This is a genomic window from Flavobacterium sp. SM2513 (genome assembly GCF_050908145.1).
GTDB lineage: Bacteria > Bacteroidota > Bacteroidia > Flavobacteriales > Flavobacteriaceae > Flavobacterium.
On record NZ_CP194228.1, the window covers coordinates 3,880,301 to 3,903,892 of the forward strand.

Here is a 23,592-nt window from a genome sequence, read left to right on the forward strand (position 1 = left end):
CTAAGGCTTTGTTATTTTTAAGAATCTTTTCTCCACTTTTTTGTTTCTTCAAAAACGTGTTCCAAAATTTGTTGTTCTTTTTCATCAAATTCAACATTTCGTCTGGACATTACAAGTCGGGCCGTTTCGAAAGCTTTTTTCGTAATGTAAGTTGAAAATCCCGAAGCGCCACCCCAAGAAAAACTCGGAACGAAATTTCGAGGAAAACCACTTCCAAAAATATTAGTACTTACACCAACTACCGTTCCCGTATTAAACATCGTATTAATTCCGCATTTACTATGGTCCCCCATCATTAACCCACAAAACTGCGAACCTGTTTTAGCAAAACCTTCCGTTTCGTAACTCCACAATTTTACTTCTTCGTAATTATTTTTAAGATTGGAATTATTTGAATCGGCTCCAATATTACACCATTCACCTAAAACAGAATTTCCTAGAAAACCGTCGTGGCCTTTGTTTGAATAAGCAAAAAGAACAGAATTATTTACTTCACCTCCAATTCGAGAATGTGGTCCAACCGTTGTTGCTCCATACACTTTGGTAGCTAACTTTACTTGAGCACCTTCGCATAAAGCAAAAGGTCCACGAATCACAGAACCTTCCATGATTTCTGAATCTTTACCTATATATATTGGGCCTGTTGAAGCATTTAAAGTTACAAATTCTAACTTTGCTCCTTCTTCGATGAAAATGTTTTCAGGCGATATCACGTTAACGCTTTTAGGAATGGGTTGTGACCTCCTGTCTTCCGTCAAAAGTTCAAAATCTTCGCGAATGGCTGCGTCGTTTTTTTGAAAAATATCCCAAGTATTTTCTACTGTTAGAACTTCATCGCTATATTCTAAAATTTCGTAGGTATCAAAATCAACTTCTTCTTGTGATTCTTGCGTAAAAAAGGCAATCACTTCATCGCCTTTAAAAATCGCTTGATTGACTTCAAGATTAGAAACCATTTCAGACAAAACCGCATTTGGTAAAAAAGAAGCGTTTATCATTACATTTTCTTCCATTTCGACCATTGGAAATTTATCCTGCAAATATTCCTCAGTAACTGTCGTTGTTGTTGAGCCTAAATAATTTTCCCATTTCTCGCGAATGGTTAAAATTCCAATTCGAATATCGGCAACCGGTCTTGTGAAAGTAAACGGCAACAAAGCATTACGAACAGTTCCGTCAAAAAGTATATAGTTCATTTCAAAAATTTAAAAGTTTAAGGGTTTAAAAGTTTAAAGGTTTTCTCGCTACTTTTAAAATTAGTCCAAAGTTACAAAGTAAAAATGATTTTTAAGCATAAAAAAAGCCTCCCAAAAGGAAGGCTTTCTATAATTTGAAACACTAACTAAATTATTTAGTGTGCTTAGCGTATTTAGTTTTAAATTTATCAATACGTCCTGCAGTATCAATAAGTTTAGATTTACCAGTGTAAAAAGGGTGAGAAGTTCTAGAAATCTCCAATTTTACAACTGGGTATTCAACACCTTCGTGCTCGATAGTTTCTCTTGTGTCTGCTGTAGATTTAGTGATAAAAACTTCGTCGTTTGACATGTCTTTAAAAGCAACTAATCTGTAATTTTCTGGGTGCGTACCTTTTTTCATAGTAATTTTACTTTATTCGATTTTTGAAATAATCCGTTCTGAAGCTTTTTCATGTTACTGAAAAAGGTATAAACGTCTTACAACTTTTTGTTTATTCTGTTTTTAATTTCAGTTTGCAAAAATACACTTATTTTTCAATATACAAATCTTTAATGCTCTTTTTTTAATCTATTTAGAAAATGATTTTTAAAGATAGTAAAAGTGGAATTGCTATATTTGTAGCTTATTTTGAACAAATAACTAATGACTGACCCTATTAAAAAAATTGGATTCCGAAACGGCTTAATTTTAGGATGCTTTTTGATTCTTCTTTCTACTTATATTAATTTTTTCCATCTAGAATTACTAACAAATGTTTGGCTGGGATTTTCCACAGTATTTATTTTGGTTGCTTTTGGTATATTTTCTATTTTACAAACAAAGACAAAATTAGGAGGATTGATTTCTTTCAAAGAAGCTTTTTCAACTTATTTTTATACCATTCTGGTCGGGAATTTAATGAGTACCATTTACTTATTGATTTTATACCTATTTGTACTTACTCCAGAAACGAAAGACCTTATTCTACAGGGGATGCGTGAGTTTGATATCAATTTACTGAAACAGAACTTAATGCCTCAAAAAAATATTGATGATACGTTAGAATTTTATAAAACATACAACCCGTTTACAATTAGCACAGTCTTTACCGGTTTCATCAAATACCTATTACGAGATTGTTTAATCGGCTTTTTAGTCGCTTTAATATTTAGAAATAAGCGAACACTTTAATTATGAATTTATCTATTGTTATACCGCTTCTCAACGAGGAAGAATCATTAGTAGAACTCCACAATTGGATTTTAAAAGTAATGACAGTCCATAAATTTAGTTATGAAATTGTGTTTATTGATGATGGAAGTACTGATAAATCGTGGTCAATTATTGAAGGTTTATCTGCGGAAAATCCAAGTGTAAAAGGCATTCATTTTTTGAAAAATTTTGGAAAATCACAAGCTTTACATGCAGGTTTTGCAAAAGCTGAAGGTAATGTAATTATAACCATGGATGCTGATTTACAAGACAGTCCAGAAGAAATTCCCGAATTGTACGACATGATTATCAATCAGAATTTTGATTTGGTTTCTGGTTGGAAAAAGAAGCGTTTCGACTCTGTTGTTTCAAAAAACTTACCTTCTAAATTATTCAATTGGGCCGCTAGAAGAACTTCAGGCGTTGAATTGAATGATTTCAATTGTGGACTGAAAGCTTATAAAAAAATCGTTGTAAAAAATATCGAAGTTTCGGGCGAAATGCACCGATACATTCCTGTTTTAGCTAAAAATGCCGGTTTTGGGAAAATTGGAGAAAAGGTGGTTTTACATCAAGCACGAAAATATGGTGTGACAAAATTTGGAATGGACCGTTTTATAAATGGTTTTTTAGACTTAATTACAATTTGGTTTTTATCGCGTTTTGGAAAGCGACCAATGCACTTATTTGGCCTTTTAGGTTCAATTATGTTTGTTGTTGGATTTTTAGCCACACTTTCAATTATAATAATTAAATTAGTAAAATTAAATTCGGGGTATGAAACAATTTTGGTTACGAACAACCCTTTGTTTTATATCGCTTTAACCGCTATGATGATTGGAACTCAATTATTTCTAGCAGGATTTTTAGGTGAAATTATTTTACGAACTAAAAATAACGAAGAAAGATATAAGATTTCGAAAGTGATTTGAAAATAATTTTTGAACTTTGATAAAGTTGCAAACCGTTAATTCAACAAATGGAACAGAATATATTTAGAACTAAAACAGGATATTGTCATATTCTAGCGGATAGAATTCTATTGACCAGAGATGGTATTGCTGGAAATATTGCAAAACTTACTGTAGGAAATAAAATTTCAAGAATTCTAATAATATATGGTTTAATTTCAATCTTCTAATTTTATTTTGCTTTTGAATAATTTAAGGAAGATAAATTTGCTTCGATGGTATTTAATATCATCCTTGGAATCTTTCTACTTTATAACATAAAGAAAAGTTTGAACTATTCTGCAACATCAATTATTGCAAGAGATAGAATTAAAGAAGTCAAATTCATGAACGCAAAATTCGGTGCTACACGTTCAGCATTTGAAGTGGTTTTTGAAGACAACGATGGTAAATTAAAAAAACGTTTAATTTTACTACCAGGTTCTTTAAATAATGGTTCAGCAGAAACTGATAAAGCATTAGCAATAATGAAAAGTGAAAAATTAATAGCTTAAAATCTTGAGGTCACAAATTGCGTCCTCAAGTTTGAAGAAATAATAAAATAGGATATAAAAATAAATAAGATTATGCACATTCCTGAAAACATATTAAGTCAAGTAAATGAATGGTTAACGCCAAGTTTTGACCAAGATACCCAAGAGAAAATCAAAGAAATGATGACTTCATCTCCAAAAGAATTGGAAGAAAGTTTCTATAAAAATTTAGAATTTGGAACCGGTGGCATGCGAGGTGTTATGGGTGTCGGAACCAATCGTATTAATAAATATACGTTGGGAAAAAACACACAAGGCATTGCCAATTACATGAAGCAGGTTTTTCCAAAAAGCGATTTAAAAGTGGCAATTGCATTTGATTGCCGTCACAATAGTAACACTTTAGCAAAAGTAGTTGCTGATGTTTTTTCGGCAAATGGTATCAAAGTGTATTTATTTTCGGATATGCGACCGACTCCCGAATTGAGTTTTGCAGTAAAACATTTAAACTGTCAAGCAGGAATTGTATTGACTGCCTCACACAATCCTCCTGAATATAATGGATACAAAGTATATTGGGAAGATGGCGGACAAATAGTTCCTCCACAAGATGCAGCAATTATCAATGAAATTGAGAATTTACGTTACGACCAAATTCAATTTCATGCAAATGAGAAGTTGATTGAATATATCGATAAAGATGTAGATGAAGCTTTCATAAAATCATCGATTGAAAATGCGAGTTTCAATACTTCAGCTGCTGCAAAAGACAATTTGAATATTGTTTTCACTTCACTTCATGGAACTTCAATCAAGATTGTTCCGGATACTTTAGCGAAAGCAGGTTACAAAAATGTGCATTTAGTTCCTGAACAATCGGTGCCAAATGGTGATTTTCCAACCGTAAAATCTCCAAATCCAGAAGAACCGGAAGCGTTGACTATGGCATTGGCTTTAGCCGAAAAATTAAATTCCGATATTGTAATTGGAACTGACCCGGATTGTGACCGATTAGGTGTTGCCGTTCGAGATACCAACGGAAAAATGATTTTGCTGAACGGAAACCAAACAATGGTGATGATGACGGCATTTTTATTGGAACAATGGAGAAAAGAGGGGAAAATTAATGGCAAACAATTCATTGGTTCAACGATTGTTTCTACGCCAATGATGTTGGCTTTGGCTGATGGTTATGATGTAGAATGCAAAGTAGGATTGACTGGTTTCAAGTGGATTGCTAAAATGATTAAGGATTTTCCAGAATTGGAATTCATCGGTGGTGGTGAAGAAAGTTTTGGATTTATGGTTGGTGATGCCGTTCGTGATAAAGATGCTGTTGCTGCAACTTTGTTGATTTGCGAAATTGCCGCTCAAGCAAAAGCCAACGGAAGTAGCGTTTACCAGGAATTAATCAATTTATACATCGACTTTGGGTTCTATAAAGAATCTTTAGTTTCATTAACCAAAAAAGGAATTGAAGGAGTTGCCGAAATCAATAAAATGATGGTTGATTTACGTGAAAATCCATTGAAAGAATTGGGTGGTGAACGCGTAATTATGGTTGAAGATTACAATAATTCAACAGCTGAAAATATTTTGACTAGCGAAATTGAATCACTTTCTATTCCACAATCGAATGTTTTGATTTATTATACTGAAGACGGTTCAAAAATCGCTGCACGACCAAGTGGAACGGAACCAAAGATTAAATTTTACGTAAGTGTAAACACTAATTTGGACTCAAAAGAGGATTTCGAAAGCACTTCTGAATATTTAGACCAAAAAATTCAAGCCATATTAAAAGATTTAAACGTTAATTAATGAGTAGTATCAAACAAATAATTCCTTTTGTAAAGCCGTATAAAAAGTATGCTTTTCTAAACATATTTTTCAACGTACTTTATGCGCTTTTCAGCACACTTTCATTTCTTGCCTTGATGCCAATGTTAGATGTACTATTTGGACAAGCAAAAAAGAATTATACGGAACCGGTTTACAATGGGATTTTTGAAATAAAAAGTTTTTTCGAAAATTATTTAAGTTTTCACTTAACTAGATTTACAGAAGAAAATGGTATAAGGTTCACTTTAGGTATTTTAGTTACAGCAATTATTACTATTTTCTTGCTTAAAAATTTATTTGATTATTTAGCGATGTTCTTTATCACTTTTCTTAGAAACGGAATTGTAAAAGACATGAGAAACGCTTTGTATAAAAAAACATTAGAATTACCAATCGCTTTTTTTTCAGAGAAACGAAAAGGAGATACGATTGCTCGAATTTCAAATGATGTAAATGAGGTACAAAACTCGATGCTTTCCATTTTGGAAATAATTGTAAAAGAACCACTTACCATTATTTTTACCATTACAGCGATGTTTTTTTTAAGTACTGAATTAACTATTTTTGTTTTCATTTTTATTCCAATTTCGGGCTATATTATTTCATTAATTGGAAAACAATTAAAAAAGAAATCAACAAAAGCACAAGAAGAACAAGGCATTTTTCTTTCTACCATTGAAGAAACTTTAGGTGGTTTGAAAGTCGTTAAAAGTTATAATTCTGAAAAGTATTTTAATACTGTTTTTCAAAATTCAACTGCAAAATTCTTTCATTTATCCAATTCAATTGGCCATCGTCAAAATTTAGCTTCTCCTGTAAGTGAGTTTATGGGAATCTTCGTTATTGCTATTCTATTATGGTATGGAGGAAATATGGTTTTGGTGGATGAAACCTTAAAAGGAGCGGCATTTATAACTTTTATGGGCTTCGCTTATAATATTTTGACACCTGCAAAATCAATTGCAAAAGCTTCGTATGCTGTCAAAAAAGGAAATGCAGCTGCTGAACGAATTTTGGAGATTTTAGACCAAGAAAATCCAATTCAGAATACGTTCGATGCCATTACAAAAAATGAATTTCACGATAAAGTTTCAATTAAAAACATTAATTTTAAATATGAAGATGAAATCGTTTTGAAAAACTTTTCATTGGACATTAAAAAAGGACAAACGGTGGCTTTGGTAGGTCAATCTGGAAGCGGAAAAAGTACAATTGCTAATTTACTGACTCGATTCTACGATGTTCATGATGGTGAAATTAAAATAGATGAAAGTAATATCAAAGATTTAGACCTGCAATCACTTCGTGGATTAATGGGATTAGTAACGCAAGACAGCATCTTATTCAATGATACAATTAGGGCGAATATTGCTTTGGGAAAATTAAACGCTTCGGATGAAGAAATTATCGATGCTTTGAAAATTGCCAACGCTTTTGAATTTGTGGATAAATTACCAAAAGGCATTTATACCAATATTGGCGACAGCGGAAATAAATTATCAGGAGGTCAAAAACAACGACTGTCGATTGCGAGAGCGGTTTTGAAAAATCCTCCGATAATGATTTTAGATGAAGCAACTTCAGCACTGGATACTGAAAGCGAAAAATTCGTGCAAGTAGCTTTAGAAAATATGATGCAAAACAGAACATCGATTGTAATTGCACATCGCCTTTCAACTATTCAAAAAGCAGATAAAATTGTGGTGATACAGAACGGTCAGATTGCCGAACAAGGTTCTCACGACGAACTTTTAGCTTTGAATGGAACGTACACAAGATTAGTGAATATGCAGTCTTTTGAATAAAAACTTATAATTTCAAATTTATGAAAAGAGAATATTTTGGAATGCTTTTTATCGCTATTAGCGTTATTATAATTATTGGTTGCGGATATATTTTCGGTGACGAAGCTGTATTTGAAAATATAAATCGGTTTATTGTAATTTGGATTCTTGTTGGTTTTTATGCCGGACAATATTCTATGAAATTTCCAAAAGCATTTTAAATGCACATTTTAGACAAAAACATCAAGCTTCCAGATGACCCAGATACGATTATTTGGAAATACCTGGACTTGTCTAAATTTGTCGACTTATTGCTTTATAAGAAACTCTTTATGTCCAGGTCGGATAAGTTTGAAGACCAATACGAAGGAACTTTCAGCGAACCAACTTATGAAGAGATTAAAAAACTAGCAAAAGACAATCCCAATTTCTTAGACAATTATAAAACACATCGAAAAAATGTAGTTATCAGTAGTTGGCATATTAATGAATACGAAAGCTTTGCGATGTGGCAAATTTTCACACAAAAAAATGAAGGTTTAGCAATTCAATCCACCTTGGGAAAACTTCAAAAAGCGTTGAAAATTGAAACAGAGTTCGAACAATACATTGGTGAAGTAAACTATATTGACTACAAAAAAGAGTATATTCCGTTTGAAAATACGTTTTTCCCTTTTCTGTTTAAACGAAAGAGTTTTCAGTATGAAAGGGAAGTTCGGGTGATTTCTGACGTTACTAAATTCAACATCGAAATTGACAACGGCTTAAAAATAGATGTTAATCTTGAAGAACTGATAGGAAAGGTTTACATCCATCCAAAATCAGAAAACTGGTATAAAAAACTGGTTATGGACTTGGTTTCTCGTCTCGGATTTGATTTTGAAACTGAGAAATCAGATTTAGAAAGTGATATTTTAATCTAAATCAAGTAGCTCAATTTCAATAATTAGACGCCAACTATTCTTTTACTCAAAAAATATTTTGTAAGTTTGTGATGAACTTTAAAAATTTAGTACCATGGTTGCCGTAATTATCAAAGTCGTTTCTATCCTTGTCACAGTTATCACACTTCTTTTTAACTACTTTTTTTAAATCGGATTGTAATTTTCGATAGTAAAATCAGTACTCAATAAATCTACAAAATGGTAGTTAATGCGGTCGTTTTTATCAAATTGACCATTTTGATTTGTGTCTTCAATCGTTCTGAAATAAAGTCGGTTTTTAGATTCTACTAAATTCCAATCAATCAACTCTTGCATATTCGTACTTAATTTCTTGAAATTTTCTCCGGAAATCGTACTGATGTATAATGCTTTAATATCATTTGCATCTAATTTACTATCGCGATTTGTATCCATATCCACTATCGTATAAACTAGTAACTGTTTTTTTGACTTTTCAAATACCGTATTTAAGTAACTAACATTACTAATAACCATTTTCTTATCGGTTAAAAGATGCATTTCAGTAGAATCTACGTGCTGAAATTTTAAATTCTGTAAAAATCCAGTTAACTCAAATCGGTTATAATTCGACACTGAAAAACTTACTTTATCCGTATTTGAAGTTCCGTAAGTTGATTTTGACCGACCTTCATACACTCTGAAATCACCAATGGGATGGATTAAATAAGAAGTGCCTTCCATTTGAATGGGCAAATCAGCAATTGCAATTTGCGAAGAATCTACTGCAACTGTTTTAATTTCTGTTTTGGAGGTATTTTCATACGTCACTTTCGGCGTTTCTTTTTCTTGTTTACAATTCAAAAACATCAAAGAAGTCAACGCTATCAATATAAGTTTACTGTTTTTCATGGTAGTTGTAATTCATTCAAATATAACAAATCTATTTCTAAAATCGAAAATTGAACTTTAAAGTTTGGCAGTCAATTTTAAATTGAAAACTCGGGTAGTCAAATAATTTGGAACTCCGTATTGATTTTTTGTATAAACATCACGAACCCAAGTGTTCGTAATGGAATTCTGATTATTAAATAAGTTGAAAATTTCAAAGCCTATTGATAAATCTTCAAACTTCTTCAGCCAATGATTTTCGGCACGACTTGCGTTATTTTCAGTCAAAACATACGAAAAACCTGCATCTGCACGACGGTAATGCCTCAAACGACTTTGATATGCATACGGATCGGCATACGAAGGCGAACCTCCAGGAAGTCCCGTATTATAAACCATATTCAAATATACTTTTACACTCGGAATATTAGGCATGTAATCTTGAAACAAAGCGCCAAATTTTAATCGTTGATCTGTAGGTCGAGCAATATAGCCTTTGTTATCAATGTTTTCTTCTGTTTTCATGTAACCAAAACTCAACCACGATTCGGTTCCTGGAACAAATTCTCCGTTTAAGCGAATATCAAGTCCTTGTGCAAACGCTTTTGCGTTATTATTTGCAGCATAGCGAATTCGGACGTTTTCTAAAGTATAAGGATTTACGTCAGTCAATGATTTGTAGTATAATTCAGAAACCAATTTAAATGGTCGGTTCCACATTTTAAAACTAAAATCATTACTCAAAACAATGTGAACCGATTGTTGCGCTTTTACATCTGGAAGCACCGTTCCTGATTCATCTCGAAGTTCTCTATAAAACGGTGGTTGGTGATACAATCCTCCTGAAACTCGAAAAACCATGTCTTTTTCCCATTTTGGCTTAATCGCAATTGAAGCTCTTGGACTAAACACAAATTGAGAAGCATTCTCCAAACCATCTCCAGAAACCGTCCACTGATGCCCACGAACTCCCGCATTATACCAAATATCTGCTGTTCCTAATTTTCCTTTATTACTCCATTGAGCATAACCAGAAAATCTATTTATGTTGACATGATTTGTAGCACGAACATTTTTATAAGGAGATAAAGGTCCAACATACGGTTGATAAGGTTGGTCGTTTCCTAAAAACGGAACAATAGGTGGATTCAAAGAAAAACCTGCCGAATCAATTACTTCCCACTCCACTACTCTATCTTTAATGTCTTCTCTTGTATATTTAAAACCCCATTCAATCGTATTGTTCTGGATTTTATTGACTCCTTTTACTTCTCCGTTGAAAATTAAAGCATCTAAATTATTTCGAGCATGATTAAATTGCGAACCAACACCCTCCGAATACGTCACTTCTCCGAAATTTTCAGAACCCAAATTTCCATCCACTTCTCCCAAAGAATACTGTGCCAAAATATCAAAATATTCTTGTTCAATCGTATGATAAGCTGAACCAATAAATTTTAAAGTGAAATTTTCATTGACCTCGTAAACCGATTTCAAAGCTCCAAAATAGGTTTCATATTCATCTTTTTCCTGACCTTGGTAAAAAATACTTAAAGCGATTGGGTCGTCAATGGTTCCGAAATTAGTTTGACGTGTTAACGGTTCGTAATGGTATTTATTTTGGGAAATGTTTCCTAGAAAACTAAAGTGCCATTTCGTATTTGGTGTAAAAGTCAAATAGGTTTGTACATCGGCAAAAGTAGGTTTGAAGTTCGATTCCGTTTCTTGACTGTTTACCAAAAGACTGTTGTCTCTATAACGCAAACCAGCGATTCCGGTCCATTTTTGATTTTTAGAAATACCTTCAACAGCAACGCTTCCTCCAAGGAAACTTGCTTCCGCAGCCACGCCAAATTTCTTCGGGATTCGATACGTAATATCTAAAACGGAGGAAAGTTTGTCTCCAAACTTCGCTTGAAATCCTCCCGCAGAAAAATTAACATTTTGAACCAAATCCGTATTGGTAAAACTCAAACCTTCTTGTTGGCCTGAACGAATTAAAAACGGACGATAGACTTCAATTTCATTTACATATACTAAGTTTTCATCATAATTTCCACCTCGAACGGAGTATTGTGTACTTAATTCGCTATTGCTATTCACTCCAGCAAAAGTTTTCATCACATTTTCTACTCCTGCATTTGCTCCAGGAATTTTTCTGATGGTTGGTGGGTCAATATTGACAATTCCTTCAATTCGGTCGCGTTTATTTTTTACAATAGTTACTTCCTGCATTTGTTCCGCCCTGTTGTTTAAAACGGGGTAAAATTCAAAATCTTCGTTAAGCGAAAATGTTCGTATTAAAATGACATTTTTAAAACTAATGTGAGAAAATATAATGGTGATTTTTTTATTTGCAGGAACATCTAAAACATAAAAACCCGTTTCATCAGAAACAATGTTTTTATTAGAATTAGAAATCGTCACATCCCGAACAGGTTGATTGAATTCATCTAGAATAACTCCTTTTATTCGTGCAGTTTGTCCAAAAACATTGGCTAGCGAACAAGATAAGAATAGGAACAGTAGAATGTGCTTTGTTTTCAAAAGGTCAACGTGTTTATTTAGTATTTCTAAAAAAGTGAGTTTCAAAGATAGTAGAATTCCCAACATTATCGGTTACTTCCAACTTAAATTCGTTTCGACCGTCTTGCAAAAATTGCCCATCAAAAGTATACGTGATTCGAGCATCTTTATAATCATAATCAAATAAAATCCAGTTTCCATTGATGTAACCATTGTACGAATCGATTCCGGAGAAATCGTCACTAATGGAAAAATCAATTGAATTTTGTGTGCTCAACCATTTGCCTTCCGAGATATTAATCGCTCGAACTTTTGGTGCGGTTGTATCTTCTGCCAAATAGAATTTGCCTAAATTTTTAGTATAAGTCGTAAATGTACTGTCTTTTACTTTCGTCGAATTGTAGCGTTTACTTTTCCCGTCTAAAGAAGCTATAAACGATTTTTTCTTTTGCTCTTCCGTCAAAGAATTATCGTCAATAGTCACTTTAATATTTTTATGAACTGCTACTGAACCGTCGTGAAACGTCAATGTATCATCTTTAACATCAAAATTCACATAGAAATCTTCATAGAAAGTTCCTTCCTCGACAAAAACCGACATATTATCTTTTTTGTACATATTATCATTATTCGCTTTCAGAAAATAAGGTGTTTTTACAACCTTATTGGGCGTTTCAGATGCTACAGCAGAATACTGAATGGGAATATTAATCACTACTTTATTATTGTGGTAATCGCGAACTTCAATTCGATACGTATTGCTAATATTTGGCTTGACCACCACAATTCCGTTTGTTTTATCCGACTTAATTATACTTAACGGATAGGGATTTTCCATAAAAAGTCTCTGAATTCGAACGCCCGTTCTTTTATACCGTGGAAAATCTAACAAGGCATTTATATAGCGACTTTCGTCAAATGCAAATGTGTTAAACTCATAATTAAAAGATTGCTTTCCGTTCAAAAATGATTGTACCTGATACGTTCCATTTTTATTGTAATTAAAATCAAACATATCATAGGCATTAATACCAAATCCAACCGCTCCATTAACCAAAACTTTATCCGCCATAAAAGTGCCGTCAGGTTGTTTCGTATAATTTATGGCTAAAGGTTCTTGTGATTTATTTATTATTGAATTTTCTCCAATAGGATAAGCCATTAAAGTACTTACTACAGGTTCTCTTGTATCTTTAATTAAAGCATCAAAACCAAAAAGTAAAGGATTTATAGGTTTTTCTGATTTGGTATCCCTAATCTCAAAATGCAAATGAGGACCACCCGAGCCGCCGGTATTTCCAGAAAGTGCAATAATTTCACCTTGTTTAACGACCAATTCATCTGGTTTTAGAAAAAGCTCAATTTCAAATGCTTTCTCTTTATAATGCGATTTTATAATGTAATCTTGTATTTTACCACTTCCTTTCAGCAAATGACCATAAACAGTGGTATAACCATTGGGATGTGTTACATAAATTGCTTTACCGTAACCGTAACTCGAAATTTTTATCCGAGAAACATATCCATCAGCGGAAGCATAGACATTCAAACCCTCTTTTCGGTCGGTTTTAAAATCTAAACCCGTATGGAAATGGTTGTTTCGCAACTCACCAAACGAGCCAGACAAACTCAATCGAATGTCGAGTGGAGCTACAAAGTAATCCTTTGGATACTCATTTTGAGCACAAAGAGATATAGAAAAAAGCAAAAATAAAAGGCGTATATTCATAGCTAACATTTTCTGCGAAGGTAAAAAATTAATGTGACGGTCTAATTATTTTAAAAGAATTATAACGCACTATTCACCATAATATTAGCATCAAAATTACGATTAATTATAAAAAAACTCCAAAACTATTGTGTAATAAAATAGTAATACTAACTTTGTGATTATAAGTAACGAATAATGATTCGATGAGTGAAATTGCAGAAATAGTTGATACTCTTGAAGATAAAGTAAAAAAACTTTTTAGTAAACTAGAAGGTTTAGAAAAAAATTCTCAAGATTTAAAACTAGAATTACAAAAAGCTGCAAAAATAATCAATCAACAATCTAGTGAAATGGATGCTTTAAAAAAGCAATATGACGCCCTGAAACTAGCAAATTCATTACTTGGCAGTGAAGAAAATAAACGAGATACGAAGCTTAAAATAAATTCATTAATTCGGGAAATTGACTACTGTATCAAGCAGTTATCAGATTAAAATATGGACGAAAAGCTTAAAATTAAAATATCAATAGCCGACCGAGTGTACCCTTTAAACGTAGACATGTCGCAAGAAGAAGGATTGAGAAGTGCTTCTAAAAAAATTGATGTGATGATTAAGCAATTTGAAGAGAATTATGCCGTTAGAGATAAACAAGACGTTCTAGCCATGTGTGCTTTGCAATTTGCATCGCAAGTAGAGCAAAAACAAATTGATACAGTTGAAGACAGTACCAAAACCACCGAAAGATTGAAAAAATTAAATGATTTATTAGATAATTTTCTCACAAAATAATACGTTCTTAACATAGACTAAAATACTGCCTACATTAGTTTTTATTTGGTAAACTCAACACTAACAAATTAGAATGAGCAAATCATCGCTACTAGAGCAAGCCTTTTAAATAAGGAAGCTTGAACAGTGAGTTAGCTCAAAACTTGTCCTTTCGAGTTTATACATTTCCCTAATGTAGGCTTTTTTATATACAAACAAAAACAAAAAATGGAATCAATAGTAATTATAATTTTAGCAGCAATCATAGGAGCTGCCGTAGGTTTTGCAATAGCAAAGAAGTTAGAAAAAAGCAGCTCTTCTAGTTTAATTAAAAATGCAAAACAACAGTCTTCTTCTATTTTAAAAGAAGCAAATTTAGAAGCAGAAAGCATTAAAAAAGATAAAATTCTTCAAGCAAAAGAGAAATTTATTGAAATGAAATCAGAACACGAACAAGTAATTTTGGGTCGTGATAAAAAAGTTGCTGAAGTTGAAAAAAGAGTCCGTGACAAGGAGTCTCAAATTTCTAGTGAATTGGCTAAAGCCAAAAAATCAAATGACGATTCAGAAGCTAAAATCAAAGAATACGATGCTAAACTTGAAGTTTTAGAACGCAAACACCACGAAGTGGAACGTATGCACAAAGGGCAACTCGAACAATTGGAAGTTATTTCGGGTCTTTCGGCAGAAGATGCTAAAAACCAACTTATTGACGGTTTGAAAGCTGAAGCTAAAAGTAGTGCGATGTCTTATTTGCAAGACACCATGGAGGAAGCAAAATTAACAGCTCAACAAGAAGCTAAGAAAATAATTATCAATACCATTCAACGTGTTGGAACCGAAGAAGCAGTTGAAAATTGCGTTTCTGTCTTCAATATTGAATCGGATGACGTTAAAGGTAGAATTATTGGTCGTGAAGGACGTAATATCCGTGCTATTGAAGCCGCAACTGGTGTCGAAATTATTGTAGATGATACTCCAGAAGCCATTATCCTTTCTTGTTTTGACCCGGTTCGTAGAGAAGTCGCTCGTTTGGCTTTACATAAATTGGTGACTGACGGAAGAATTCACCCAGCGAGAATTGAAGAAGTTGTTGAAAAAACTAGGAAACAAATTGACGACGAAATTATCGAAGTGGGTAAACGTACGGTAATTGATTTAGGAATTCACGGATTACACCCTGAATTAATCAAAGTCATTGGTCGAATGAAATACCGTTCGTCTTACGGACAAAATTTATTGCAACACTCCAGAGAGGTTTCCAAACTTTGTGGAATTATGGCTGCAGAATTGGGATTGAACGTAAAACTGGCCAAAAGAGCTGGTTTACTTCACGATATTGGAAAAGTGCCTGATACAGAAAGTGATTTACCTCACGCTTTGTTAGGAATGCAATGGGCTGAAAAATATGGCGAAAAAGAAGAGGTTTGCAACGCTATTGGAGCTCACCACGATGAAATTGAAATGAAAACATTATTAGCACCCATCGTTCAGGTTTGTGATGCTATTTCTGGAGCGCGTCCTGGTGCAAGACGCCAAGTTTTGGATTCTTACATCCAACGTTTGAAAGATTTAGAAGAAATTGCTTTTGGATTTCACGGTGTGAAAAATGCATACGCGATTCAAGCGGGTCGTGAACTTCGTGTGATTGTGGAAAGTGAAAAAGTAAGTGATGATAATGCTTCTACCTTATCTTTCGATATCTCACAAAAAATTCAGACGGAAATGACGTATCCAGGTCAAGTAAAAGTGACCGTAATTAGAGAAACTAGAGCGGTAAATATTGCGAAATAAGAAGAACAGTTGTCAGTTGTCTGTTTTCAGTTGATAATAATTAAAGAATAAAAAAGAAAGACTTGTTGAAAATTCAGCAAGTCTTTTTTAGTTATATGCGTTTCTTGGATGAAAATCATTAACTACATCGTGCAAATGTTGGCGGTCTAAATGCACGTAAATTTCAGTAGTAGTAATGGATTCGTGTCCCAACATCATCTGAATCGAACGTAAATCGGCACCGTTTTCTAGCAAATGTGTCGCAAATGAGTGTCGGAAAGTATGTGGACTGATGGTTTTTTGTAAATTAATTTCAACTGCTAATCGTTTGATAATCGTAAAAATCATCGCTCGACTGAGTTGCTTTCCGCGACGGTTTAAAAACAACGTATCGCTATCTTCCTTTTGAATGACTTGGTGGCATCGCACTTGGTCTTTGTAAATAGTGATGTATTTCTCGGTAATTTCTGCAATAGGGACAAAACGCTGTTTATTTCCTTTTCCAGTAATTTTTATAAAACCTTCTTCAAAAAATAAATCAGATATTTTAAGAGCTACTAATTCTGAAACCCGAAGCCCACAACCGTAAAGTGTTTCTAAAATGGCGCGATTCCGTTCTCCTTCTTTTGAAGACAAATCTACTGCTTCAATCAAATTATCAATTTCTTCAACTGCTAACGTATCCGGCAATTTTCTGCCTAAACGCGGTGATTCAATCAATTCTAAAGGATTGTCCACTCGGTAATCTTCAAAAATAAGATACGTAAAAAAACTTTTCAAACCCGAAATAATTCGAGCTTGTGACCGAGGATTAACTTTTTTTGCCACTTCGTAAATGAACTGTTGCACAACTTCTTCTTTAATACTAATAGGTGAATCAGCAATGTTTTTTGATTCTAAAAAAAGCAATAGCTTTTCGATGTCATAACAATAACTATCGATGGTATTTTGAGACATACCACGTTCAATTTTTAAATACGATTGATAACTTTTGATATAAGAATTCCAACTCATTGCACAAAGGTCGAAAATATAAGTTCATATAAAATACGTATTTCAATTATTATTGCAGTCCATTTTATAAAAAATACGTAGAACTACGTATTGTTTATTTAACTTAATTTACTAATATTTGCTTTATTAAAGTTATATATTGTCGAGTAAAAGATTTTTTTTAAGTGACACGGTTAAAATCATATTGATAAGTTCTTAAAAATTTTAACATTTTTTATTTCAAAATTTAAATACATTATTTATATTTGCTTAAACATTATAAAACAACAATTATGAAAAAATTATTTTTAGTAGCGATTGCTACAGTAGGATTTGTGTTTTCAGGAACTGCTCAAGAATCTCAAATCAAAGTAGGACTTGATGCAGGAATCCCAATGGGAGATATTAAGGATGGGTCTTCTTTTAATTTAGGTGCTAATGCTGCATACATGTGGACTGGTGTTGCTGAAGGGCTTGATGTTGGTGCTGGTGTTAGCTATAATACTTACTTTGCAAAAGAAATTGAGTACTTTGATGGTTTTGAAAACGTTAAAGAAAAAGGAGACAACGCAAATTTCCTGCCTATTTACGCTACGGCTAATTACAGTTTCACAGAAAACATTTTTGCTGGAGCTGACTTAGGTTATGCTGTTGGCTTAACAGATGGAATTGACGGTGGATTTTATTACCAACCAAAAGTAGGATATCAAACAGAAATGTTTGAAGTATTTATTGGTTATAAAGGACTTTCTAGTGAACAAACAGCAACTTTTGATGATGGATTTGGAGGAACTGCTTCTATCACTGCAACTACAGTTTTTTCTTCAATCAACGTAGGATTCAACTACAAATTTTAATTTAAAAATTAAGTTTTTAAAAATGTGAAGAGAAATCTTCACATTTTTTTTGCTCTAAATTTTCCTAGTAATAATCTCCTCTCACAGCTTAAATGTCGTATTTTTGTCTTTAAATTAAATAAAAAATACAATGAAAAAGATTTTTTTAGTTGCCGCAGTTTTATTTTTAGGAGTCAGTGCGTCAAATGCTCAAGATTTGAAATTTGGTGCAAAAATTGGTTCTAATTTTTCTACACTTGACGGAGACGGCGTTAATGGAGACAACTTAACAAGTTTCCACGTTGGAGCACTTGTAGAATTGAATTTAATTCAAAACTTTTCTCTTCAATCAGAGTTGATGTATTCTTCTCAAGGTACAGAGCTTAATAATGAAGATTATAAATTAGATTATGTTTCATTACCTGTATTGGCTAAGTTTTACGTCATTACTGATAAATTAAGTTTAGAAGCAGGACCCCAATTTTCATTTTTAATTAACGAAGATGTTCCAGATGCATTCCGTACAAAAACATTTGATTTTGCAGCTGTTGGTGGTCTAGGCTATAACCTAACTTCATTTATTTTTGTTCAAGCCCGTTATGTAGTGGGATTGACTGATACATCAAAAGATGCTTCTGTAACTAATAAAGTGATTCAATTATCTGCAGGATTGCGTTTTTAATAAATCAATATACAAGTTTTATAAGCCGTTCCAAAAGAGCGGCTTTTTTTTGTATTTTTACTCAAAATCAAACTTCATGAATATCATCATTATCAATGGTCCCAACTTGAATTTGCTGGGAAAAAGAGAACCAGAAATTTACGGAACTGCTTCTTTTGAAGACTATTTCAAAATACTTCAGGGAAAATTTCCTTCTGCGGCACTGCATTATTTTCAAAGTAATATAGAAGGTGAATTAATTGATAAATTGCATGAAATTGGTTTTTCTTACGATGGAATTATTTTGAATGCTGGAGCTTACACCCACACTTCCATTGCCATTGCCGATGCCGTAAAATCAATTACAACTCCTGTAATTGAAGTACACATTTCCAATACTTATTCTCGTGAAGAATTTAGACATCAATCGTTCATCGCTCCAAATACCCACGGAATCATCATCGGTTTTGGACTCAAAAGCTATGAACTTGCCCTACAATCATTTTTATAAAAAAATCATGCAACCTTTTGGACTCAAAAAGCGTCTATCTAATTAACCAAAAACAAATCTTTAAATGAAAAAAATTACTTCGCTTTTATTTTTATTTTACGCTACTTTTCTATCCGCACAAATCAAGGGAACGATTACGGATGAAAAAGGAGAAACACTTCCCGCAGTTTCAGTTTTTATTGAAAACACGTACAATGGAACCTCTTCAAACGAACAAGGAGCTTATGAATTGAATGTTAAAACCAAAGGAAATTACACCATTATTTTTCAATATTTAGGATTTAAAACAGTCAAGAAATCAATTAACGTAACTCAATTTCCGTTTATTCTAAATGTAAAATTAGCGGAAGAAAATATTGATTTGGCAGAAGTGGTTATTAATACCAAAGAAAATCCAGCAAATAAAGTGATTCGAAAAGCCATTGCCGCTCGAAAAAACAATTCAGATATGATGGCACGTTTCAAAGCCGACTTTTACTCTAGAGGAATTTTCAAATTAAAAGATGCTCCTAAAAAAATATTCGGTCAGGAAATTGGCGATATGGACGGTTCCCTAGATTCTACAGGAACGGGAATTATTTATCTTTCAGAAACGATTTCTAAAATCATGTATGAAAAACCAAGTAATTTTAAAGAGCGAATTATTGCCTCAAAAATAAGCGGAAACGACAATGGTTACAGCTACAATTCAGCTCGGGGAAGTTTTTTTGATTTTTACAGCAATACTGTTTCTCTAGGTGCTAAAATGATTTCGCCGATAGCTGACAATGCTTTTGGCTATTATAAATTTGTTTTAGAAGGTACTTTTCAAGACGAAAACAATCAGATGATTAACAAAATCAAACTCATTCCTAAACGTGATTCAGAACCGGTTTTTGAAGGTTACATTTATATTGTAGAGGACAGTTGGGCCATTTATGGTGTTGATGTGATAGTCAAAGGGTATCGTGCTAAACAGGAGTTTATGAACACAATGAATCTCAAACAAAATTTCAGTTATAATAACAAAAATCACATTTGGTCTAAAAACAGTCAGTCGTTAGAATTTAACGCAGGTGCTTTTGGGATTATGTTTTTAGGAAAATTTACACAAGTTTTTACGAATTATGAATTTCCGGACGAGTTCAGCAAAAAAACTTTTACCAATGAAATATTAAGTTTTGAGGAAGGTTCTAATAAAAAAGACTCTCTTTTTTGGAACACTACACGTCCCGTTCCATTGACAGTAGAAGAATCGACAGATTACATCAAAAAAGACAGTTTGCAAACACTACGTAAATCTGATAAATATTTAGATTCAATTGATGCTAAACACAACCGCTTTAAAATCATTGACGTGCTTACGGGTTACAGTTATAGGAATTCCAAAACCAATTCGACCATTGGATTTGATGGCGTAGCTGATTTGATTTCGGTAAGTCACAATACCGTTCAAGGCTGGAATTTAAATACCGGCTTTTTCTTTACGAAATATAACGAAGAAAATGGAAAATACACCCGCATAAAGTCTACTTTTAATTATGGTTTTGCCGAAGACCGATTGAGAGTTTACGGAAATTTCTTACACCGATTCAATACACAAAATTACGCTACGTTAAATGTTTCTGGAGGAAGTACGGTCAGTCAATACAATTCAAGCGAACCGATTTCTAAATTTATAAATTCGATAAGTACGTTGTTTTTCAAAAACAATTTTATGAAATTGTACAACAAGGAATTTGCTAAAATTGATTTTAGTCAAAATATTGCCAATGGAATTTTTCTTTCCGCAGGTTTGGAATATGAACAGCGAAAAAACTTGTTCAACAACAGTGATTATGTAATCATTAAAAATGATGACGATTTTACTTCCAATAATCCTTTGGCTCCAAATGACTACACTACTCCCGCATTTATAACTCATCATCTAACGAAAGTCAACATTGGAACTCAAATTAATTTTGGTCAAAAATACATTTCGCGACCCGATGCTAAACTAAATTTAAGAAATACAAAATATCCGATTTTGTATTTCAATTTTGAAAAGGCATTTGCTGCAACCGATACCAATTATAAATATGAACACCTTTCAGGACGCGTTTCTTACAATAAAACCTTAGGAAACAAAGGTACTTTTACTACCAATTTTAAAGGAGGAAAATTCTTTAATGCCGATGGAATTTCATTTATCGATTACCAGCATTTTAACGGAAATCAAACCCACATTGGTACAAGTGCCAGTTATTTGAATGTGTTTAATTTGATGCCGTATTATACGAATTCAACCAATGATTCCTATTTTGAAATGCATGCTGAACATAATTTTGAAGGTTTTATTATGAATAAAATTCCTTTAATCAACAAGCTTCACAGTACTTTAGTGGTTGGATTCCACAATTTAGCAGTTCCAGATAGAAAGCCTTACCAAGAGTTTAGTATTGGTTTAGACCATTTGGGATTTGGTAAATTCAAGATTTTCAGGTTGGATTATGTGCGTTCGTATCAAAATGGCTATCAAGGCGACGGTCTCATTTTTGGACTCCAGATATTGAATATTTTAAATTAAACAAATAGTACAATCCATAAAAAAGCCGAAGTCAATAAATTGAACTTCGGCTTTCGATTTTATATATGTTATAGTATTGTTGTAAAGCAGTTCTGTTCTAGACAAGCAATACTAGAAAATCGCTTCATCTTCTGCTATACTCCAAACTGCATTAAATGATGATTTAGGTGTTTGTAAAACAAGTTATTCCATTCCGTTTTGGTCAAAATTCCGAAAGAATGGCTTTCCTTATTATCGAAATAATTACTTCCTAATTCTTGGGTTTTGATGACGTAAAAAATTAATCGGTCTTTTTCATCCTTGAAATTTTTCTCATTTGTCACAAGAAATTCAGGTGCTGTCCGACCATTCTTAGGATATGGTTTTTCACTTACCACCATATTCTTTACAAATACTTTAAGCAACCATTTCTTCAAGCCATTAGGTTTTGGATGTTTGTCGTCGTATACAAGCTCGTATGTTACATTACAATGCGCCAACATTTGGTCAACGGTCATCTTTCCCCATTTCGATTCAGAACTAGGATTTAATACATTTATGCGTCCAATAATTTTTTCTGAAATAGATTTATCAAATATATCTTCCATTACCTTTATAGTTCAGCTGTTTTTTTTGTTAGTTGCGCATTTTTTTTGTACAAATTTGTATTACTCTTCTCGTACAATTTTAGCACCTAAAGCTCGTAATCTTTCGTCAATTCGTTCGTAACCACGATCGATTTGTTCAATATTTTGAATTGTACTTGTTCCTTTTGCAGAAAGTGCAGCAATTAACAGTGAAATTCCTGCTCTAATATCTGGCGACGACATGGTAGTTGCTTTCAATTTTGATTTGAAATTATGTCCCATTACTACAGCACGATGTGGATCACAAAGCATAATTTTAGCACCCATATCAATCAATTTATCTACGAAAAACAAGCGGCTTTCAAACATTTTTTGATGAATTAACAAATCGCCTTTTGCTTGAGTTGCTACAACCAAAACGATGCTCAACAAATCAGGTGTAAAACCTGGCCAAGGTGCATCTGCAACGGTTAAAATGGAACCGTCGATATCTGTTTTGATTTCATATCCTTCTTTATGCTCTGGAATATAGATATCGTCACCGCGTTTTTCTAATGTAATTCCTAACTTTCTAAATGTAGATGGAATCAAACCTAAGTTTTCCCAACTTACATTTTTAATGGTAATTTCACTTCGAGTCATTGCTGCAAGACCAATCCACGAACCGATTTCAATCATGTCCGGCAAAATTCTGTGGGTACAACCGTTTAAAGTAGTAACTCCTTCAATGGTCAACAAGTTTGAACCCACTCCTGTAATTTTCGCACCCATGGAGTTCAACATTTTGCACAATTGTTGCAAATAAGGTTCACATGCAGCGTTATAAATCGTAGTGATTCCTTTTGCTAAAACAGCAGCCATTACGATGTTTGCCGTTCCCGTTACTGAAGCTTCGTCCAATAGCATGTCTGTTCCTTTCAAACCTTCCGATGTTTGTTCAACACCGTAAAAATGGTCTTCACGGTTGTAGCGGAATTTTGCACCTAGATTTATGAAACCTTCAAAATGCGTGTCTAATCGACGACGACCAATTTTATCACCACCTGGTTTTGGAATGTATCCTTTTCCAAATCGAGCTAAAAGTGGACCCACAATCATAATGGAACCTCTCAACGAACCACCTTCTTTTTTGAAAGCTTCCGTTTCTAAATAATCAACATTTACTTCATCTGCTTGAAAAGTGATTGAACCTTTGTCGTTATGCGTAATTTTTACACCTAAATGACTTAATAAAGTGATTAATTTATTGACATCAATAATGTCAGGAACATTATTAATTGTAACTTTTTCTGAAGTTAAAAGTACCGCGCATAAAATTTGTAAAGCCTCATTTTTTGCACCTTGTGGAATTACTTCTCCCTTAAGACGAACTCCGCCTTCTATTTTAAAAACTGCCATCTATAAAAATATTTTCTGTGAATTTGCTTACAGTTATCTAAAAACTAT

Annotated in this window: 22 protein-coding genes; 14 read left to right on the forward strand and 8 right to left on the reverse strand. The window is 33.2% G+C overall.

All coding sequences use genetic code 11. From position 1 onward, the window contains the following. Positions 1-17: 17 nt before the first annotated feature. Both ACQ5J2_RS16690 and ACQ5J2_RS16695 read right to left on the reverse strand, forming a co-directional pair. The gene (locus ACQ5J2_RS16690) at positions 18-1,196 is read right to left on the reverse strand and encodes a GlmU family protein (protein ID WP_432671601.1); all 1,179 of its coding nucleotides are present in this window, start codon (positions 1,194-1,196) and stop codon (positions 18-20) included. A 151-nt stretch (positions 1,197-1,347) separates the two neighbouring features. Then, entirely contained in the window at positions 1,348-1,599 is a 252-nt protein-coding gene (locus ACQ5J2_RS16695; protein WP_432671602.1) for a type B 50S ribosomal protein L31, read from the reverse strand. Positions 1,600-1,842: 243 nt separating this feature from the next. Between ACQ5J2_RS16695 and ACQ5J2_RS16700 the strand changes: the two genes are divergently transcribed. The 7 genes from ACQ5J2_RS16700 (at position 1,843) to ACQ5J2_RS16730 (ending at position 8,384) form a co-directional block, all read left to right on the forward strand. Further along, positions 1,843-2,370, forward strand: a complete 528-nt coding sequence (locus ACQ5J2_RS16700; RefSeq protein ID WP_432671603.1) for a DUF4199 domain-containing protein — start codon at positions 1,843-1,845, stop codon at positions 2,368-2,370. 2 nt (positions 2,371-2,372) lie between these two features. Further along, positions 2,373-3,323 (forward strand): glycosyltransferase family 2 protein, encoded by a 951-nt coding sequence (locus tag ACQ5J2_RS16705; protein WP_432671604.1) that lies wholly within the window; start codon positions 2,373-2,375, stop codon positions 3,321-3,323. Positions 3,324-3,577: 254 nt separating this feature from the next. Continuing rightward, entirely contained in the window at positions 3,578-3,856 is a 279-nt protein-coding gene (locus ACQ5J2_RS16710; RefSeq protein WP_432671605.1) for a hypothetical protein, read from the forward strand. 72 nt (positions 3,857-3,928) lie between these two features. Then, on the forward strand, positions 3,929-5,656 hold the full coding sequence (locus tag ACQ5J2_RS16715) for a phospho-sugar mutase (protein WP_432671606.1): 1,728 nt from the start codon (positions 3,929-3,931) through the stop codon (positions 5,654-5,656). Then, on the forward strand, positions 5,656-7,482 hold the full coding sequence (locus tag ACQ5J2_RS16720) for an ABC transporter ATP-binding protein (protein ID WP_432671607.1): 1,827 nt from the start codon (positions 5,656-5,658) through the stop codon (positions 7,480-7,482). The genes ACQ5J2_RS16715 and ACQ5J2_RS16720 overlap by 1 nt, the downstream gene beginning before the upstream one ends. A 20-nt stretch (positions 7,483-7,502) precedes the next feature. Further along, positions 7,503-7,682, forward strand: coding sequence for a hypothetical protein (locus tag ACQ5J2_RS16725; RefSeq protein ID WP_432671608.1), 180 nt, complete (start codon positions 7,503-7,505; stop codon positions 7,680-7,682). After that, positions 7,683-8,384, forward strand: a complete 702-nt coding sequence (locus ACQ5J2_RS16730; protein WP_432671609.1) for a hypothetical protein — start codon at positions 7,683-7,685, stop codon at positions 8,382-8,384. Between the two features lie 165 nt (positions 8,385-8,549). Here the strand turns inward: ACQ5J2_RS16730 and ACQ5J2_RS16735 are convergent, their stop codons facing one another. From ACQ5J2_RS16735 to ACQ5J2_RS16745, 3 genes are read right to left on the reverse strand one after another with little or no spacing between them, the layout of a single operon-like run. Next, on the reverse strand, positions 8,550-9,275 hold the full coding sequence (locus ACQ5J2_RS16735; RefSeq protein WP_432671610.1) for a hypothetical protein: 726 nt from the start codon (positions 9,273-9,275) through the stop codon (positions 8,550-8,552). Between the two features lie 57 nt (positions 9,276-9,332). Then, complete coding sequence (locus ACQ5J2_RS16740) at positions 9,333-11,867, reverse strand: TonB-dependent receptor (protein ID WP_432671611.1); 2,535 nt, start codon at positions 11,865-11,867, stop codon at positions 9,333-9,335. Continuing rightward, positions 11,815-13,509: a M23 family metallopeptidase gene (locus ACQ5J2_RS16745; protein WP_432671612.1), complete on the reverse strand. Its 1,695-nt coding sequence runs from the start codon at positions 13,507-13,509 to the stop codon at positions 11,815-11,817. The genes ACQ5J2_RS16740 and ACQ5J2_RS16745 overlap by 53 nt, the downstream gene beginning before the upstream one ends. A gap of 185 nt (positions 13,510-13,694) precedes the next feature. Here ACQ5J2_RS16745 and ACQ5J2_RS16750 point away from each other — a divergent pair, with 185 nt between their 5' ends. From ACQ5J2_RS16750 to rny, 3 genes are all read left to right on the forward strand, one after another. Continuing rightward, the gene (locus ACQ5J2_RS16750) at positions 13,695-13,985 is read left to right on the forward strand and encodes a hypothetical protein (protein ID WP_432671613.1); all 291 of its coding nucleotides are present in this window, start codon (positions 13,695-13,697) and stop codon (positions 13,983-13,985) included. A gap of 3 nt (positions 13,986-13,988) precedes the next feature. Further along, a complete protein-coding gene (locus ACQ5J2_RS16755; protein WP_432671614.1) occupies positions 13,989-14,282 on the forward strand; it encodes a cell division protein ZapA in 294 nt (97 codons plus the stop codon). A 207-nt stretch (positions 14,283-14,489) separates the two neighbouring features. Continuing rightward, positions 14,490-16,055, forward strand: a complete 1,566-nt coding sequence (gene rny / locus ACQ5J2_RS16760; protein ID WP_432671615.1) for a ribonuclease Y — start codon at positions 14,490-14,492, stop codon at positions 16,053-16,055. Positions 16,056-16,142: 87 nt separating this feature from the next. Here rny and xerD read toward each other — a convergent pair whose 3' ends face one another. Beyond that, positions 16,143-17,048 carry a site-specific tyrosine recombinase XerD gene (gene xerD, locus ACQ5J2_RS16765; protein WP_432671616.1) on the reverse strand — a complete coding sequence of 302 codons (906 nt, stop codon included), beginning with the start codon at positions 17,046-17,048 and terminating at the stop codon, positions 16,143-16,145. Positions 17,049-17,320: 272 nt separating this feature from the next. Between xerD and ACQ5J2_RS16770 the strand changes: the two genes are divergently transcribed. The 4 genes from ACQ5J2_RS16770 to ACQ5J2_RS16785 all read left to right on the forward strand — a co-directional run bounded on the left by ACQ5J2_RS16770 (position 17,321) and on the right by ACQ5J2_RS16785 (position 21,580). Next, positions 17,321-17,884, forward strand: a complete 564-nt coding sequence (locus tag ACQ5J2_RS16770) for a hypothetical protein (protein ID WP_432671617.1) — start codon at positions 17,321-17,323, stop codon at positions 17,882-17,884. Positions 17,885-18,014: 130 nt separating this feature from the next. Next, entirely contained in the window at positions 18,015-18,545 is a 531-nt protein-coding gene (locus ACQ5J2_RS16775) for a porin family protein (protein WP_432671618.1), read from the forward strand. A gap of 76 nt (positions 18,546-18,621) precedes the next feature. Next, on the forward strand, positions 18,622-19,035 hold the full coding sequence (gene aroQ / locus ACQ5J2_RS16780; protein WP_432671619.1) for a type II 3-dehydroquinate dehydratase: 414 nt from the start codon (positions 18,622-18,624) through the stop codon (positions 19,033-19,035). Between the two features lie 64 nt (positions 19,036-19,099). Continuing rightward, a complete protein-coding gene (locus ACQ5J2_RS16785; protein WP_432671620.1) occupies positions 19,100-21,580 on the forward strand; it encodes a DUF5686 and carboxypeptidase regulatory-like domain-containing protein in 2,481 nt (826 codons plus the stop codon). Between the two features lie 134 nt (positions 21,581-21,714). Here the strand turns inward: ACQ5J2_RS16785 and ACQ5J2_RS16790 are convergent, their stop codons facing one another. Together ACQ5J2_RS16790 and murA are read right to left on the reverse strand one after the other, a co-directional pair. Next, positions 21,715-22,167, reverse strand: coding sequence for a DUF1569 domain-containing protein (locus ACQ5J2_RS16790; RefSeq protein ID WP_432671621.1), 453 nt, complete (start codon positions 22,165-22,167; stop codon positions 21,715-21,717). Between the two features lie 60 nt (positions 22,168-22,227). Next, positions 22,228-23,544, reverse strand: coding sequence for a UDP-N-acetylglucosamine 1-carboxyvinyltransferase (murA, locus tag ACQ5J2_RS16795; RefSeq protein WP_432671622.1), 1,317 nt, complete (start codon positions 23,542-23,544; stop codon positions 22,228-22,230). Positions 23,545-23,592 lie beyond the last annotated feature (48 nt).